Raw genomic sequence first — 14,383 nt, 5'->3', positions numbered from 1 at the left:
CGATTTCGGCGCCGCACCCGCCGGTCCGCCGCCGGCTGCTCCGCAAGGTTCTGGCTTCGGGTCCGCCGGTCCGCCGCCGACCGCGCCGCAAGGTCCTGGCTTCGGGCCCGCCGGTCCGTTGCAGGCCGCTTCGCAAGATTTCGGCGCCGCACCCGCCGGTCCGCCGCCGGCTGCTCCGCAAGGTTCTGGCTTCGCGCCCGCCGGTCCGCCGCCGACCGCGCCGCAAGGCCCCGCCTTCGCGCCCGCGGGTCCACCGCCCGCGGTTCCCGCCGGCCCGCCGCCCACCGCGCCTCCCGCCCCGGACCTCCGGCGCTCGGCCGCCGGGTTCGAGGCCCCGCCGCAGGATGAGCCGGTCGAGGTGCCGCGTCCGTCGCAGTCCGCGCCGGACGCCGGGGAGCACCGGCGTCGGCGGCCCGTGATCATCGGTGCGAGCGCGGCGGCTGCCGTCGTGGTGGCGATCGGGGCGATAGCGGTGTCGCAGGGGTCGTCGTCCGGCAAGAACGCCGGCGGCACCGCCCGCTCCGGCGCCGCGATGGGCTCCGGCGGTGGTGACACCGACCAGGCCACGGACGCGTCGTCGCGGCCCGTCGGGCAGGACGTCTCCGCGGGCGGCCCCATGCCGTCGGTACCCGGCTCGTCGTCTTCCTCAAGCGGCGGCCAGGCCGCCGGAAACGCCCCGACCAGCGGCGCTCCCGGCTCCTCGCACGCCCCGACCAGCGCGCCGGGCGGCACCGGGCAGCCGCCTTCCACCGGGCCGAGCGGCACCACCTCCGCGCCCGGCGGGCCGTCGACGTCCACGACCAAGCCGAGCACCTCGCCGTCCAAGTCGCCGACCGCGCCGACCACGCCGACCGTGCCGACCACGTCCAAGAACATGGGCTGCACCGGCTGGCACATCACCCACGTCGTGGCCGACGACGGCAGCGGCTACGCCGCCACCGGCACGTTCAATATGCGTTCCGGCCCCTACGCGGCCTGCTCGGCGGTCGGGACGTTCACCACCGGCCAGCACATGTACATCTGGTGCCACGTCACCAACGGCTACGGCAACGTCTGGGTCTACGGCCGCATCGAGGGGACGAACAGCCCCGCGTGGCAGTCGCTGGACAACTTCAAGAGCGGGGCCACGCTGGGCCCCGCCTGTTGAGGCCTCAGGCCAGCGGCAGCCCGGTGTAGTTCTCGGCCAGCGTGGCCGCCGCGGCGGGCGAGGTCGCCACGTAGTCCAGCTGCGACAGGTGCAACGCCGCGGTGAACGCGTCCTCGCGCGGATCCGGGTGCAGCATCGTCGTCATCCAGTTCGAGAAGTGCTGCGCCCGCCAGATCCGCCGCAGCGCCCGGTCCGAGTACTCGTTCAGGCCGGCGTCGTCGCCGCGCGCGTACCAGTCCTCGAAGGCGCGCGCGAGCAGTGTGACGTCCGCCGCGGCCAGGTTCAGGCCCTTCGCGCCGGTCGGCGGCACGATGTGCGCGGCGTCCCCGGCCAGGAACAGCCGGCCGTGGCGCATCGGCTCGGCGACGAAGCTGCGCATCGGGGTGATGCCCTTCTCGGTGATCGGGCCGCGCTCCAGCTTCCAGTCGCCCTCGACGGCGAACCGCAGCTCCAGCTCGTCCCAGATCCGCTCATCCGGCCAGTCCTCGACCCTGTCGTCCGGCGCCACCTGGAGATACAGCCTGCTGACATGCTCCGAGCGCATGCTGTGCAGGGCGAACCCGCGCTCGTGCCGGGCGTAGATCAGCTCCTCGCAGGACGGCGGCACGTCGGCCAGGATCCCGAGCCAGGCGAAGGGGTACTCTCGCGCGTACGTCGTGAGCGCGTGCTCCGGCACGCTCTGGCGGCCGATGCCGTGGAAGCCGTCGCAGGCCACGACGAAGTCGCAGTCCAGCGTGTGCTCGCCGTCGGCGTGGAAGTAGTGGATCGCCGGCGTGTCGGTGTCGATGCCGGCGATCTCCTGCGCCACCGCCTCGAACAGCAGCGGCCGTCCGGCGGCCAGGCGCAGGGCGATCAGATCCTTGACGATCTCGGTCTGGGCGTAGATGGTGACCCGGCGGCCGTCGGCCAGCGACGGGAAGTCGATCCGGTGCGAGCGGCGGTCGAAGCGCAGCTCGACGCCGTCGTGCACGAGCCCCTCGCGGTCCAGGCGCGCGCCGGCGCCGGCGGCTCGCAGCACGTCGACGGTGGCCTGTTCGAGCAGGCCGGCGCGCTGCCGGTGCTCGACGTAGGCGCGGTTGCGGGCCTCCAGGACGACGGTGTCGACGCCCGCGCGGTCCAGGAGCTGCGCCAGCAGCAGGCCGGCGGGACCGGCGCCGATGATGCCGACGCGGGTGCGGGCCGGTGCCGGGGTGGATGCCGGGGCCGGGGCCGGAGTCGGGGCCGAGGCCGGGGCCGGGGCGGGGGTCGCGCCGGTGTTCGAGGGGACTGTCATGCCGATGCTTCCTCGTCGATGCTGTTCAACACTTCTTGCGCGACGGCGAACGCGCTGTTGGCCGCCGGGACGCCGCAGTAGACCGCGGTCTGCAGCAGGACTTCCTCGATTTCCCCACGGGACAGGCCGTTGTTCAAGGCCCCGCGGATGTGGAGCGCGAGTTCCTTCTCGTGGCCGCCGGCGACCAGCGCGGTGAGGGTGACGGCCGAGCGCGTGCGGCGGTCCAGGCCCGGGCGGGTCCAGATCTCGCCCCAGGCATAGCGGGTGATGAGGTCCTGGAAACCGGCGGTGAACGGTGTGGCGGCGGCGACGGCGCGGTCGACGTGCGCGGTGCCGAGAACCGCGCGGCGGACCTCGAACCCTGACGCGAGGGGGTCGCCCTCGAAGTGGCGGAGCAGGGCGTCTGTCACGGCAGCGGGCCGATCGACGCCTGGGAGGTGCGCGGCACCCGGTAGCTCCAGCAGTCGCGCGTGGGGGATCCCGTCGGCGAGCGCACGTCCGTGGACCGGCGGCGTGGCAGGGTCCTGACGCCCTTGGACGACGAGCGTCGGCGCCTGGATCCGGCCGAGGACGGCGGTGACGTCGTGGTCCGCGATGGCTTCGCAGCACCGTGCGTAGCCTTCCGGATCGGCGGCGGCCAGGTCGCTGAGCAGGGCACGGCCGAGAGTGGAGTCGGCGGTGGCGGCCGGGTCCGCGAACCAGCGTGCCGGGCTCGTCGTGAGCAGCGGCGCGGTTCCCTCGGCGCGGACCAGTTCGGCGCGGTCCAGCCAGGGCCGGCTGCCGCCGAAGTCGGCGGAGGAGGCCAGCAGCGCCAGACGCGTCACGCGTTCCGGGTGGTCGATCGCGATCCGCGCGCCGATCGCGCCGCCGAGGGACACGCCGGCGTAGGCGAACGCGTCCCAGCCCTGCGCGTCGGCGAGGGCGAGGACGTACGCGGCCAGCTCACGGGTGGTGCGGGCGTCGGGGACGGCGGGGGAGCCACCGTGGCCCGGAAGGTCGAAACGCAGGACCCGATGACGCCGGGTGAGCGCGTCGAGCTGCGGCTCCCACAGGCGCAGGGACGTCCCGATCGACGGCCCGAGCAGTAGCGGCGTCCCGGCCGCCGGCCCGTCGAGCCGATGGTGCAGTCTCATGGGTTCTCTCTCAGGGCGCGGTCGACGAGCGCGGACGCGGCGCCGAGGTAGTCACGGGGATCGGAGACCTCCCGGCCGGCGAACCGCCGCGCCTCGGCGAGGTCGAGGAACGCGAGGTTCGCCGCCATCCGGCCGGGATGCACACGCAGCTCGGCGAGCAGCTCGGCGGCCGCCGCGGCGGACCCCCCGACCAGCCGCAGCGCCTCGCGCAGCGGCTGCCACTCCGCGTGCCACGCTCCCGCCGGACGCTCGTCCTCGGCGGCGACCGACGCGAACAGGATCGACGCCAGCGCCGGCACCTGGCGCGCCGCTGAGGCGATGAGCGCGGCCCGCACCGGATTCGCCTTGTGCGGCATGGTCGACGAGACACCCCCGGCGCCTTCGGAGACCTCCCCGACCTCGGTGCGCGCCAGGACCAGGACGTCGGCCGCGATCTTGCCGAGCGCGCCGGAGGCCAGCGCCAGAGAGGAGGCGAGATCGGCGATCGGGGTGCGGAGGACGTGCCACGGCAGGAGGGGTGTGGCGAGGCCCAGGTTGCGGGCCAGGCGGGAGACCAGGTCGAGGGCCGAGTCGACGGCGGGGTCGGTGTGGCCGGTTCGGCCGGTTCGGTCGGCTTGATCGGGTTGATCGGGTTGATCGGGTTGGCCGGCAGCCGCTGAATCAGGCTGCCCGGCCTCGGCGCCGCCGGTCGGCAGGCTGTCGGAGGCCGCGGTGCCGAAGGGCAAGCCGGTGCCGGTGGGCAAGGTGTCGGTCAGCGCCGGACTGAGTCGTGCAGCTGGTTCGGTGCCGGCGGCGACCAGTGCCGGCTCAGTGCCGCCTGGCGGAAGGTCCGTGGAGGCAGACCCGCGCTCGGCGGCGAGATCCAGGTCGGCGGTGTCGGAGCCCGCCTCCGACGCCGCCTCGGCGCCGGTCGGCGTTCGGTCGGCTCGAACACCGTCGCCGTGCTGCCCGGCGGTCAGGATCGATCGGCCGGCGTCGGCCTCGGCCATCGCCACAAAGCTCGCCAACGTCCCCGCCGCGCCCCCCAGCTGCACCGGCAGCGCCTGTGCCGTCGCCGTGACGGCACGGCGAGCCGTGATCAGCAGGTGGCGCCAGCCGGCGGCCTTCAACCCGAACGTCGTCGGCACCGCCTGCTGCGTCAGCGTGCGGGCCGCCATCGGGGTGTCGCGATGGTCGGCGGCCAGCCGGGCGGCGGCGTCGATGGCGACGTCCAGATCGAGGGCGGTCAGGGTCAGGGCGCGGCGGGCGGCGAGCATCAGGGCGGTGTCGAGCACGTCCTGGCTGGTCGCGCCGCGGTGGAGGAGGGGATCGTCCAGGGCGGCGAGCAGGGGGATCACCGGGTTGCCGCCGTCGCGGGACCGGGCGGCGAGGGCCGCGGCGTCGGGGAGGCCCGGGGCGGCCTTCACCCCCTGGGCGCGGGCCAGGGCCACCTCGACCTCGATCATCGCGTCGACCAGGGCCGCGTCGCCGGTCACCGTGGCGACCGGGCGGCCGGCCCAGATCGGTGCCAGCAGGCCGTGGTCAGCGGAACTCAAGGAACACCGTCTCCTCGGGGCCCTGGAGGTGCACGTCGAAGCGCCACACGCGCTCCCGTTCCGGGATCGCGACCAGCGTCGCACGGCGCGCGGCGGGCAGCGAGCCGAACGCGGCGTCCGCGGCGTCCGGGTCCAGGTAGACGCGGGTGTGGAGGTGGTGCAGCAGGCCACGGGCGAAGACGCACACCGACACGTACGGCTCGGGCCGTGCCACGCGGACCGCGTACGAGCCGTCGGCGTCGGTCGGGACGCGGCCGAAGCCGGTCAGCGTGACGCCGTCGCGGCCCAGGACGCGGCCCGACGTCGGATCCCGGCGCAGCGAGCCCGGGGCGCCGCCGCCGGTCCAGAACTCCAGCAGCGCGTCAGGGACCGGGGCGCCGGCGCCGTCGTGGACGACCCCGTGGAGCGTGACCGCGTCCGGATGGTCGACCGGGACGACCTCCCCGCCGCCGGGGAACGGCAGCGCGTAGCCGTAGAACGGGCCGACCGTCTGCGACGGGGTGGGAAACACGCTCATCGCCCTTCCTCCATCCACGTCGCGCCCGGGCCGTCGAGCACGATGTCCCACCGGTACCCCAGCGAGAACTCCGGCTGCGAGAGCTCGTGCACGTACGCGGCCACCAGCCGCGCCCGGGCCGCGTCGTCCGTCACCGACTGCAGGATCGGGTCGAACGGGAACAGCGGATCCCCCGGAAAGTACATCTGGGTCACCAGCCGCTGCGTGAACGCCTCACCGAACAGCGAGAAGTGGATGTGCGCCGGACGCCACGCGTTCTCGTGGTTGCGCCACGGATACGCGCCCGGCTTCACCGTGGTGAACGAATACGCACCCTGATCATCGGTCAGGCAGCGGCCCACGCCGGAGAAGTTCGGATCCAGCGGCGCCGGATGCTGATCGCGCTGGTGGGCGTAGCGACCTGAGGCGTTGGCCTGCCAGATCTCGACCAGCTGGCCCCGGACGGGCCGGCCGTCGCGGTCCAGCACGCGGCCCGAGACGGTGATGCGCTCTCCGAGGGGCTCGCCGGCGTGCTGGCGCGTCAGGTCGCGGTCCAGGTCGGTGACGTCGGTGACACCGAACACCGGACCGCTCAGCTCCAGCGCCTCCGGGTCCGAGACGGCCACGAGCGGCTGCGTGGGGTGCCGGAGGGCGGTGCTGTGGTACGCGGCATAGGCGCGGTCGGGGTGGTGCGCCCGAGCGCCGCCGTCCGCGACGTGCTTCTCATAACGCCGCCGCCACTCGGCGATCTCGGCGTCCACCGACGTCTGGTCCGGCCCCGCCATCACTCGCTCCTCGTCATGTCGCCGGCCCTCGTCACCCGCACCGAGACCCCGGTCCGCGCCACCAACTCCTCGACCGTCACTTCCGGCGCCGTCTCTACCAGCACCAGTCCTTCCGGCCCCACGTCCAGCACCCCCAGATCCGTGATCACCCGGTCCACACAGCCTCGCCCGGTCAGCGGCATCGTGCACTCCGGGACCAGCTTCGCCGTCCCGTCCCGCGCCACGTGCTCCATCACCACGACCACCCGCCGCGCGCCGTGCACCAGGTCCATCGCCCCGCCCATGCCGCGCACCAGCTTCCCCGGCACGGCCCAGTTCGCCAGGTCGCCGTGCTCCGACACCTGCATGGCGCCCAGCACCGCGGTGTCGATCTTGCCGCCGCGGATCATGCCGAAGGACAGCGCCGAGTCGAAGAACGCCGCGCCCGGCAGCACCGTCACCGTCTCCTTGCCCGCGTTGATCAGGTCCGCGTCGACGGCGCCGGGGTCCGGGTACGGCCCCACGCCGAGGATCCCGTTCTCCGAGTGCAGCACCACGTTCACGCCGGGCGGCAGGAACGACGGGATCAGCGTCGGCAGCCCGATCCCCAGGTTCACGTACGTGCCGTCGCGCAGCTCCCGCGCGGCGCGCGCGGCCATCCCGTTCCGGTCCCAGGCCATCAGAGCCGCACCGTCCGCTTCTCGATCCTCTTGTCCGCGGCCTGCTCGGGGGTCAGGACGACCACTCGGTGCACGAACACGCCCGGCAGGTGGACCTCGTCGGGGTCCAGTGAGTCCACGAGTTCCTCGACCTCCGCGACGCCCACCCGGCCGGCCATCGCCGCCAGCGGGTTGAAGTTCCGCGCCGCCTTGGTGAAGACCAGGTTCCCGAACCGGTCCGCGCGCAGGGCCCGGACCAGGCCGAAGTCCGCGACGATCGATCGTTCGAGCACATGTTCGCGGCCGTCGAACTCCCGCGTCTCCTTCGGCGGCGACGCCACCGCCACCGCACCCGGCTCGGCCGTCGAGTACCGCCACGGCAGCCCGCCCTCGGCGACCTGCGTCCCGACGCCGGCCGGCGTGTAGAACGCGGGGATCCCGCAGCCGCCGGCGCGCAGCCGTTCGGCCAAGGTCCCCTGCGGGATCAGCTCGACCTCCAGTTCGCCCGCCAGGTACTGGCGCGCGAACTCCTTGTTCTCGCCGATGTAGGAGCCGGTGACACGGCGCACGCGCCCGGCGGCCAGCAGGATGCCGAGGCCGCCGCCGTGGGCGTCGCCGCAGTTGTTGGAGACGACGTGCAGCTCGCGCGCACCCTGCGCGTGCACCGCCTTGATGAGCGTCTCGGGGATGCCGGTGAGTCCGAAGCCGCCGACGGCGAGCGTGCAGCCGTCGGCGACGTCCGCGACGGCTGCCGCCGCGTCCGGGAAGACCTTGTCCATGTTCCTCGTTCTGCGCTGTTCCTGCAGGTCAGGGTTGATTTCGGGGTGAGGTGCCGGAGGGGGGGGCGGAGGATCAGAACGGGTACGTCGGCGCCTGCCCCCGCATCGTCACCCACCGGGTCTCCGTGAACGCCTCCACGTTCGCCGCCGCCCCGCCCAGCCGGCCGCCGGTCCCGGACGTCCCGACCCCGCCGAACGGGCTGGTCGCCTCGTCGCCGACGGTCTGGTCGTTGATGTGCACGATCCCGGTCGGCACCAGGTCGGCCACCGCGAGCCCGCGCATCACGTCGCGGGTCACGATCCCGAGTGAGAGCCCGTAGTCGCCGGCCGAGGCCAGGCGCACCGCGTCCTCGACGGTGGAGAACCGCGCCACCGGCGCCACCGGGCCGAACACCTCTTCGGCGAAGGCGGGTGCGTCCGGCGGAACGTCGGCCAGCACCGTCGCCGAGTAGAACAGGTCGCGGTAGCTTCCGCCGGCCACGGCCTTCGCGCCGCCGGCCGTGCTGGACGTGACCAGGCCGTGCACCTTGTCCCGCTGGCCGGCGTCGATCAGCGGCCCCAGCATCACCGGCTCGCGGGCCGGATCGCCGACCGGCAGCGCCGCGGCCTTGGCGGCCAGGCGCTCGACGAAGTCGTCGTAGAGGCGGTCGTGCACCACGTGCCGGCCGGTGGTCATGCAGATCTGGCCCTGATGGAAGAACGAGCCGAAGGCGGCCAGGTTCACCGCGGCGTCCACGTCGGCGTCGTCCAGCACGATCAGCGCCGAGTTGCCGCCCAGCTCCAGGTGCGCGCGCTTGAGGTGGCGGCCGGCCAGCTCGGCGACGCGGCGGCCGGCCGCCGTGGAACCGGTGAAGGCGACGACCCGCACGGCCGGATGCCCGACCAGAGCCTCGCCGACATCGGCGCCGCCGGGTAGTACATGCAGGACACCCGGCGGCAGTCCAGCTTCCTCGAATATACGCGCGATGGTGACGCCGCCGGTGACAGCCGTGCGCGGATCCGGCTTCAGAATCACGGCGTTTCCGAGGGCCAGCGCCGGAGCGACGGCCCGAATGCCCAGGATGACGGGCACGTTGAACGGGGAGATGACGCCCACGACACCGACCGGGAAACGTCTGGCCAGCGAAAGACGCGGCTCTTCGCTAGGCAGGAGTTCTCCGTATGGGCGGCCGGGCAAAGCAGAGGCCTCATAGCACTCCTGCTCGGCCACGTGCAGGGCGAACTCCGCCATCGGCCGGATCGCCCCGACCTCGCGGATGTTCCACTCCGCGATCTCCTCAGCGTGTTCGCTCCATAGCCGGGCGGCCTCGCGCAGCACCGCCGCACGCTGCGTGTGGGGCGTGGCAGCCCACCGCTTCTGCGCCTCGACGGCGGATGCCGCCGCCTGCGCGACGTCGGCGGCCGACGCCCGCCCGGCGGCGCCGAGGACCCCACCGGTGGCCGGTTCGACGACCTCGATGGTGCCGCCGCCACCGGAGGTCCAGGTCCCGCCGAGGAAGACGTTGTCCCGCCACCGCGTCTCATCGAGCAACACGTCGCCTTCCTCCCACTCGTTCGACCCGCTCGGAGTGGTGCAGACGCTAGGGGGCGGTGGTCGCCGATTCAACGAAGTGTTCCGAATATTCGAACGGTCTTCGAAAGGTCGGGACACTTGCTGGTGGCCGCTGCTGGGTACCTCGACCTCTTAGTACCCCGACCGCTCAGCCCGCCAGCCCAGGCGAACCGAGATCTCGTTGGCCGTCGCCCGCAGCGGGCCCTCCAGCCGCACCACCACGGTCTCGACCGGTGCGTTCCACGTCGTCAGGTGCACCGCCAGGTTCACGGCGGCCACCACCGCGCCGGAGCGGTCGCGTACCGGTGCGGCCACCGACCGCAGGCCCGGGGCCAGCTCCTCGTCGTTCACGGCCAGGCCGTTGGCCCGGACCCGGTCCAGGACGGCCAGGAGTTGGTCGCGTCCGGTGATGGTCCGGGGCCCGCGCCGGGTCAATTCCGAGCGGTCGAGTAGTGCCGCCAGCTGCTCGGGGTCCTTGTCGGCGAGCAGGACCTTGCCCATCGAGGTGCAGTACGCCGGCAGGCGGGAGCCGACGTGCAGGGTGATGTCCATCGGGAAGCCGGTGGCGCGGCGGGAGCGGCGGCGGTCGACGTAGACCACGTCGGCGCCGTCGAGGACGGCCATGCTCGCCGGGTAGCCGGTCTCGTCGGACAGGGCCTGGAGCGGCTGTGCGGCGATGCGGGTGATCTCCATCGAGTTCAGGGCGGCGAAGCCCAGGTCGATGACGCGGGGACCGAGGGAGTACTTGCGGGTGTCCGGGTCCTGGAGCACGTAGCCGAGCTTGGCCAGGGTGGCGACGTAGCGGTGTGCGGTGCTCTTGGTCAGGCCGGCGGCGCGCGCCAGGTCCGCGATGCCGAGGACCGGGCGGTGCTCGGTGAAGGCGGACAGGATCTCCAGGCCGCGTTCCAGCGACTGGGAGAAGCCGCCGGTGCTGGTCGGCTCGGTCCCGAGGGTCGTCCGGTCTGCTGGCGTGGTCATGCGGCTCACGCTAGCCGATCGCCCATTCAGTGCACGGCCCGTACCCGAGCCGACCTGCGGATTCGAACGCCGGGCGGCTCGCTGCCGGTTTTGCCCGTTTCATCTGTCCGAAGCGGGAGAAGAGCGCCGTGTGTACGACTGGGACGAGCTGCTGCGCGAGGCCGAGCGGCGGCCTGGGAGCGGCACGGAGGGCGAGGACCGGCTGCTCCTCAACATGGGGCCGCAGCATCCCAGCACGCACGGGGTGCTCAGGCTGATCCTGGAGATCGAGGGCGAGATGGTCACCGAGGCCCGGTGCGGCATCGGCTACCTGCACACCGGGATCGAGAAGAACCTGGAGTACCGGAACTGGACGCAGGCCGTCACCTTCCTCACCCGCGCCGACTATCTGATGCCGCTGTTCAACGAGACCGTGTACTGCCGCGCGGTGGAGTCCCTGCTCGGGGTCGTGGACGACGTGCCGGAGCGGGCGAACGTCATCAGGGTCCTGCTGATGGAGCTGAACCGCATCTCCTCGCATCTGGTGGCGATCGGCACCGGTGGTATGGAGCTCGGTGCGCTGACCGTGATGACCAACGCCTTCCGCGACCGCGAGCCGGTGCTGGACATCCTGGAGGCGATCACCGGGAACCGGATGAACCACGCGTATGTGCGGCCCGGCGGACTGGCGCAGGACCTGCCGGAGGGCACCGTCGACGGCATCAGAGACCTGATCCGCGACTTCCCGAAGGCGCTTCGTGACTACAAGCGTCTGCTGAACGCGAACCCGGTGTTCCTGGGGCGCACGAAGGGAATCGGGTATCTCGACCTCGCCGGCTGCGTGGCTCTCGGCATCACCGGCCCGGTGCTCCGCGCCACCGGTCTGCCGCACGATCTGCGGAAGTCGGAGCCGTATCTGGGCTATGACACGTATGAGTTCGACGTCCCGACCGAGGACGGTTGCGACGCGTACAGCCGGTACCTGGTCCGCCTCCACGAGATGGCCGAGTCGCTGCGGATCGTCGAACAGTGCCTGGCCCGGCTGGAACCCGGCCCGGTCATGCTCGACGACCCCAAGATCGCCTGGCCCGCCCGCCTGGCACTGGGCGGCGACGGCCTGGGCAACTCCGAAGGGTGGGTCCAGCACATCATGGCGCAGTCCATGGAGGCCCTGATCCATCACTTCAAGCTGGTCACCGAGGGCTTCGCGGTCCCAGAAGGGCAGGTGTACTCGTTCGTGGAGTCGCCGCGCGGGGAGCTGGGGGCGCACGTGGTGAGCGACGGGGGGACGCGGCCGTACCGGGTGCACTTGCGGGATCCGTCCTTCACCCATCTGCAAGCGGTGCCGGTGATGGCCGAGGGCGGGATGCTGGCGGACGTGGTCGCGGTGGTGGCTTCGCTGGATCCGGTGCTGGGGGGTGCGGACCGGTGAGGTCGGGATCCGGCGGGGATCGCGGCCGGGAATCGGCGGGGGTCAGCCTCCGGCCGGGCTCACGGGCCGTGGGGCGGCGGTAGCGGCGGTCCGATGCCGCGCGATCAGGCTTTGCGCGACGTAGTACAAGATCAGCTCTTTGAGGCTGTCGTCGGTGTCGGATTCGGCGGCTTTCTCGGCCAGGAGCGGGCTTCCCCACGCCGCCGCCGCGACGGCGGCGGCGTCGATGACCCTCCGGGCGGGCTCGCGCCTGCCCGCCATGGCTCGAGCATCGGCGAGCATGCGGTCGGCGCGGATGCCGTCGAACGCCGCCGCGAGGATCGCCGCCCGGGCTAGGGCGACTGTCTTGTCCCAGGAACGTCGTCCCCGAGTGCTGATCCGCTCTATGCGGGAGAGGTAGCGGTCGGCTGTAGTGAGGTCGCCGACGTTGATGGCCTGCAGGGCCAGGTCCATCAAGTAGCCGGTCGCGTTCTTGTCGGTGTCGTCCCAGCTGTTGGCCACGTCGGCGGCTATTTCCATTCCCCATACGGGGTCCAGGTCCGTGAGACCTAGTGCGAGGTCTATCGAGGCACGGGTTCGGGCTCCTTGATCGCGCAGAGCCGCCACACTGCGCGCCAGGTCGGTGAACCTGTGACGTGCCGCCACGGGGCGAGCGGCGGCGAGGGCGGAGGCCGAGCCGATCAGGATGCGCAGTCGCTCGGGCTCGGGGTGCGTCAAGGCGATCGCCTCGGCCTCGAGGACGAGCCGTTGGGTGCGATGCGGGTCGACGACGGCGGCGAGCTCGGCGGCTGCGTTCAGCAACCGGGCCTTGTCTGTCTTGTTGACGGCGTCGTCGGCGAGCTGTTCGAGCTTGTCGGCGACTCGGGTGACGTCGGCCGGGCCGCCGCCGGCAGCGAGCGCAGGCGAAGCCGGGGTCGCCGGGGACGCTGGAAACGCCGATGGCACCGTGGGCTTCGGAACGGACGCCGTGGTGTGTTCCGGTGTGGGTGTGGGTGTGGGTGTGGGTGTGGGTGTGGGTGTGGGTGTGGGTGTGGGCGCTGGCGTGGGCGCTGGCGTGGACGCTGGCAGCAGGGCCCGCGCGGCCGCCGCCACCCTCGGGTTGTCGGTTTCGGCGATCTCCGCCAGCCGGTTCCGAGCGGCCTGGGCCAAGGCGGGGCTCTTCGTCAGCAGGCTGCCGAGGGCGTTGACCCCGCCGATGCGGATGTCCGGGGAGCGGCTGTCGAGCGCGTCGACGATGTCCTCGGGCAGCGGCACGGCCGCGGGTCGGCGGTTGCGGACCAGTCCGAAGCGGTCGGCTGTGCTCGTGCCGCGTTGCTGGGGCATCGGCAGGCCCTCGGCATGGGCGCGGGCCCGGAGATGACGGTAGATCTCGCCCATCGTGAGCAGGTGGCCGGCGGCCGGGTCGCCGTCGCGGAGGAGTGCGAGCAGGAGGCCGGTGAAGACGGTGTTGCGTTCGCCGGGGAGGACCAGGGCGGTGCCGTTGGCCGGGGCGGAGGTGAGGGTGTAGGTGCCTTCGACGTCGAGTTGGGCGAGGAGCTGCTGGTCCTCTATGGCGAGGACCTGGTCGATGGCGCGGCCGGAGAAGCAGGAGTCGAGGATGACGACCTTGAGACGTGCCGCGCTGTCCAGGCAGACGGAGCGCAGGGCCTGGTAGGGAAGTGAGGTGAAGGGCAGGCGGTCCGGGTGGGTGGCCGCCAGGGCCAGGTGGAGTTGGCCTCGGCGGTCGAGGAGGCCGTGGCCCGCGTAGTAGATCAGCAGCAGGTCCGTCGCGTCGCGGGCCGCGCGCTCCAGCAGCTCGCCGACGTCGGCGAGGGTGGCGTCGGGCGGTGCGGTCGCGCAGTGCTCGGTACCGAAGCAGCCGTGGTCGGGATCGGTGAGGACGGCGGCCAGGTCCTCGGCGTTGTGGGCGACGGCCGGGACGTCCGGGAGGCGGTCGTCGGCGCAGGCGTGGGCCGGCGTGGCGATCAGGACGGCGCGGGAGCCGCGCGGGTCGATGAGACGGAGCTCAGGACTCATCGTGGTCGGTGGCCGGGAGCTGGTCGGTGGCCGCGAACTGGTCGGCGGCCGCCAGCGACCGCCGGGCGGAGGCCGCATCGGAGGACCGGTCGGTGCCCAGCAGCTTGTCGGTGAGCTCCCCGACCGCTGTCACCTTCACCCGGTCGGCGTCAAGCTCGATCGTGCTGCCGTCCGCGCGCGTCACCACGATCCGCACCTTCGCTCCGCGCGGCTGCGAAAGGAACGTCTTCAGCGATCCCGCCAGCACGCTGACCGCGCCGCCCGTGCTCACCGCGGCCACCAGCACGTCGACCACCGCGCCGAGTTCGTGGGGGCGGGGTACCGGCCGTGCCACCTTGATCAGACCGCGCAGGTCCGGCTCGGCGGCGAGCCAGTCGGCGAGGGCCTCCAGGTCGGACGCGTCGTCGTCACCGGCGACGGCGATCGAGATGTGCTCCACTGTCCGTTCCCCCCAGGGCGGCCGCTGACATGGTGTGGTGTCGCCGGACCAGTATGGCTGGCCGACGGGGCGGCGGGAAGCGCCTTGCTCTTGACTGGGCACTGTCCGTGACTAGGTTCGAGGCATCGAACTCTGCGAAAGGGGACGGCTGTGAACCAGAAGCAGAAGTCGCGGCGGCGGCACGGGAAACTGCGGCGGCAT

Annotated in this window: 13 protein-coding genes; 2 read left to right on the top strand and 11 right to left on the bottom strand. The window is 72.7% G+C overall.

Annotation, left to right across the window (positions count from 1 at the left end):
* The first annotated feature begins 358 nt into the window (after positions 1–358).
* Positions 359–1,147: a hypothetical protein gene (locus ABD466_RS15215; RefSeq protein WP_344657684.1), complete on the top strand. Its 789-nt coding sequence runs from the start codon at positions 359–361 to the stop codon at positions 1,145–1,147.
* Positions 1,148–1,151: 4 nt separating this feature from the next.
* Here the strand turns inward: ABD466_RS15215 and ABD466_RS15210 are convergent, their stop codons facing one another.
* From ABD466_RS15210 to ABD466_RS15170, 9 genes are all read right to left on the bottom strand, one after another.
* Positions 1,152–2,420 carry a 4-hydroxybenzoate 3-monooxygenase gene (locus ABD466_RS15210; protein ID WP_344657683.1) on the bottom strand — a complete coding sequence of 423 codons (1,269 nt, stop codon included), beginning with the start codon at positions 2,418–2,420 and terminating at the stop codon, positions 1,152–1,154.
* The gene (gene pcaDC, locus ABD466_RS15205) at positions 2,417–3,553 is read right to left on the bottom strand and encodes a bifunctional 3-oxoadipate enol-lactonase/4-carboxymuconolactone decarboxylase PcaDC (RefSeq protein WP_344657682.1); all 1,137 of its coding nucleotides are present in this window, start codon (positions 3,551–3,553) and stop codon (positions 2,417–2,419) included. Before pcaDC ends, ABD466_RS15210 begins: the two co-directional genes overlap by 4 nt.
* Entirely contained in the window at positions 3,550–5,088 is a 1,539-nt protein-coding gene (locus ABD466_RS15200) for a lyase family protein (RefSeq protein ID WP_425558652.1), read from the bottom strand. Before ABD466_RS15200 ends, pcaDC begins: the two co-directional genes overlap by 4 nt.
* Complete coding sequence (locus ABD466_RS15195; protein ID WP_344657681.1) at positions 5,075–5,605, bottom strand: peptidase associated/transthyretin-like domain-containing protein; 531 nt, start codon at positions 5,603–5,605, stop codon at positions 5,075–5,077. The genes ABD466_RS15200 and ABD466_RS15195 overlap by 14 nt, the downstream gene beginning before the upstream one ends.
* Complete coding sequence (gene pcaH / locus ABD466_RS15190) at positions 5,602–6,369, bottom strand: protocatechuate 3,4-dioxygenase subunit beta (RefSeq protein WP_344657680.1); 768 nt, start codon at positions 6,367–6,369, stop codon at positions 5,602–5,604. The genes ABD466_RS15195 and pcaH overlap by 4 nt, the downstream gene beginning before the upstream one ends.
* Complete coding sequence (locus tag ABD466_RS15185) at positions 6,369–7,028, bottom strand: CoA transferase subunit B (RefSeq protein ID WP_344657679.1); 660 nt, start codon at positions 7,026–7,028, stop codon at positions 6,369–6,371. The genes pcaH and ABD466_RS15185 overlap by 1 nt, the downstream gene beginning before the upstream one ends.
* Positions 7,028–7,786, bottom strand: a complete 759-nt coding sequence (locus tag ABD466_RS15180) for a CoA transferase subunit A (RefSeq protein WP_344657678.1) — start codon at positions 7,784–7,786, stop codon at positions 7,028–7,030. The genes ABD466_RS15185 and ABD466_RS15180 overlap by 1 nt, the downstream gene beginning before the upstream one ends.
* 73 nt (positions 7,787–7,859) lie before the next feature.
* Positions 7,860–9,320, bottom strand: coding sequence for an aldehyde dehydrogenase family protein (locus ABD466_RS15175; RefSeq protein ID WP_344657677.1), 1,461 nt, complete (start codon positions 9,318–9,320; stop codon positions 7,860–7,862).
* Positions 9,321–9,470: 150 nt separating this feature from the next.
* Positions 9,471–10,316 (bottom strand): IclR family transcriptional regulator, encoded by an 846-nt coding sequence (locus ABD466_RS15170; protein WP_344657676.1) that lies wholly within the window; start codon positions 10,314–10,316, stop codon positions 9,471–9,473.
* Positions 10,317–10,446: 130 nt separating this feature from the next.
* On the opposite strand from ABD466_RS15170, the gene ABD466_RS15165 reads away from it, so the two are divergent.
* Positions 10,447–11,727, top strand: coding sequence for an NADH-quinone oxidoreductase subunit D (locus ABD466_RS15165; RefSeq protein WP_344657675.1), 1,281 nt, complete (start codon positions 10,447–10,449; stop codon positions 11,725–11,727).
* A gap of 42 nt (positions 11,728–11,769) precedes the next feature.
* On the opposite strand, the gene ABD466_RS15160 is transcribed toward ABD466_RS15165, so the two are convergent.
* Both ABD466_RS15160 and ABD466_RS15155 read right to left on the bottom strand, forming a co-directional pair.
* On the bottom strand, positions 11,770–13,743 hold the full coding sequence (locus tag ABD466_RS15160; RefSeq protein WP_344657674.1) for a caspase family protein: 1,974 nt from the start codon (positions 13,741–13,743) through the stop codon (positions 11,770–11,772).
* Entirely contained in the window at positions 13,733–14,182 is a 450-nt protein-coding gene (locus ABD466_RS15155; RefSeq protein WP_344657673.1) for an effector-associated constant component EACC1, read from the bottom strand. Before ABD466_RS15155 ends, ABD466_RS15160 begins: the two co-directional genes overlap by 11 nt.
* Positions 14,183–14,383: the final 201 nt, after the last annotated feature.

It is taken from the genome of Catenulispora subtropica (assembly GCF_039531675.1).
Taxonomy (GTDB): Bacteria; Actinomycetota; Actinomycetes; order Streptomycetales; family Catenulisporaceae; genus Catenulispora; species Catenulispora subtropica.
The sequence above is the reverse complement of the archived record's forward strand: the minus strand, read 5'-3'. Positions and strand labels throughout refer to the sequence as shown.

Coding starts and splice junctions, on each gene's coding strand:
- pcaH (WP_344657680.1), bottom strand. CDS start 6,369: ATGGCGGGGCCGGACCAGACGTCGGTGGACGCCGAGATCGCCGAGTGG.
- ABD466_RS15210 (WP_344657683.1), bottom strand. CDS start 2,420: ATGACAGTCCCCTCGAACACCGGCGCGACCCCCGCCCCGGCCCCGGCC.
- ABD466_RS15160 (WP_344657674.1), bottom strand. CDS start 13,743: ATGAGTCCTGAGCTCCGTCTCATCGACCCGCGCGGCTCCCGCGCCGTC.
- pcaDC (WP_344657682.1), bottom strand. CDS start 3,553: ATGAGACTGCACCATCGGCTCGACGGGCCGGCGGCCGGGACGCCGCTA.
- ABD466_RS15170 (WP_344657676.1), bottom strand. CDS start 10,316: ATGACCACGCCAGCAGACCGGACGACCCTCGGGACCGAGCCGACCAGC.
- ABD466_RS15185 (WP_344657679.1), bottom strand. CDS start 7,028: ATGGCCTGGGACCGGAACGGGATGGCCGCGCGCGCCGCGCGGGAGCTG.
- ABD466_RS15180 (WP_344657678.1), bottom strand. CDS start 7,786: ATGGACAAGGTCTTCCCGGACGCGGCGGCAGCCGTCGCGGACGTCGCC.
- ABD466_RS15195 (WP_344657681.1), bottom strand. CDS start 5,605: ATGAGCGTGTTTCCCACCCCGTCGCAGACGGTCGGCCCGTTCTACGGC.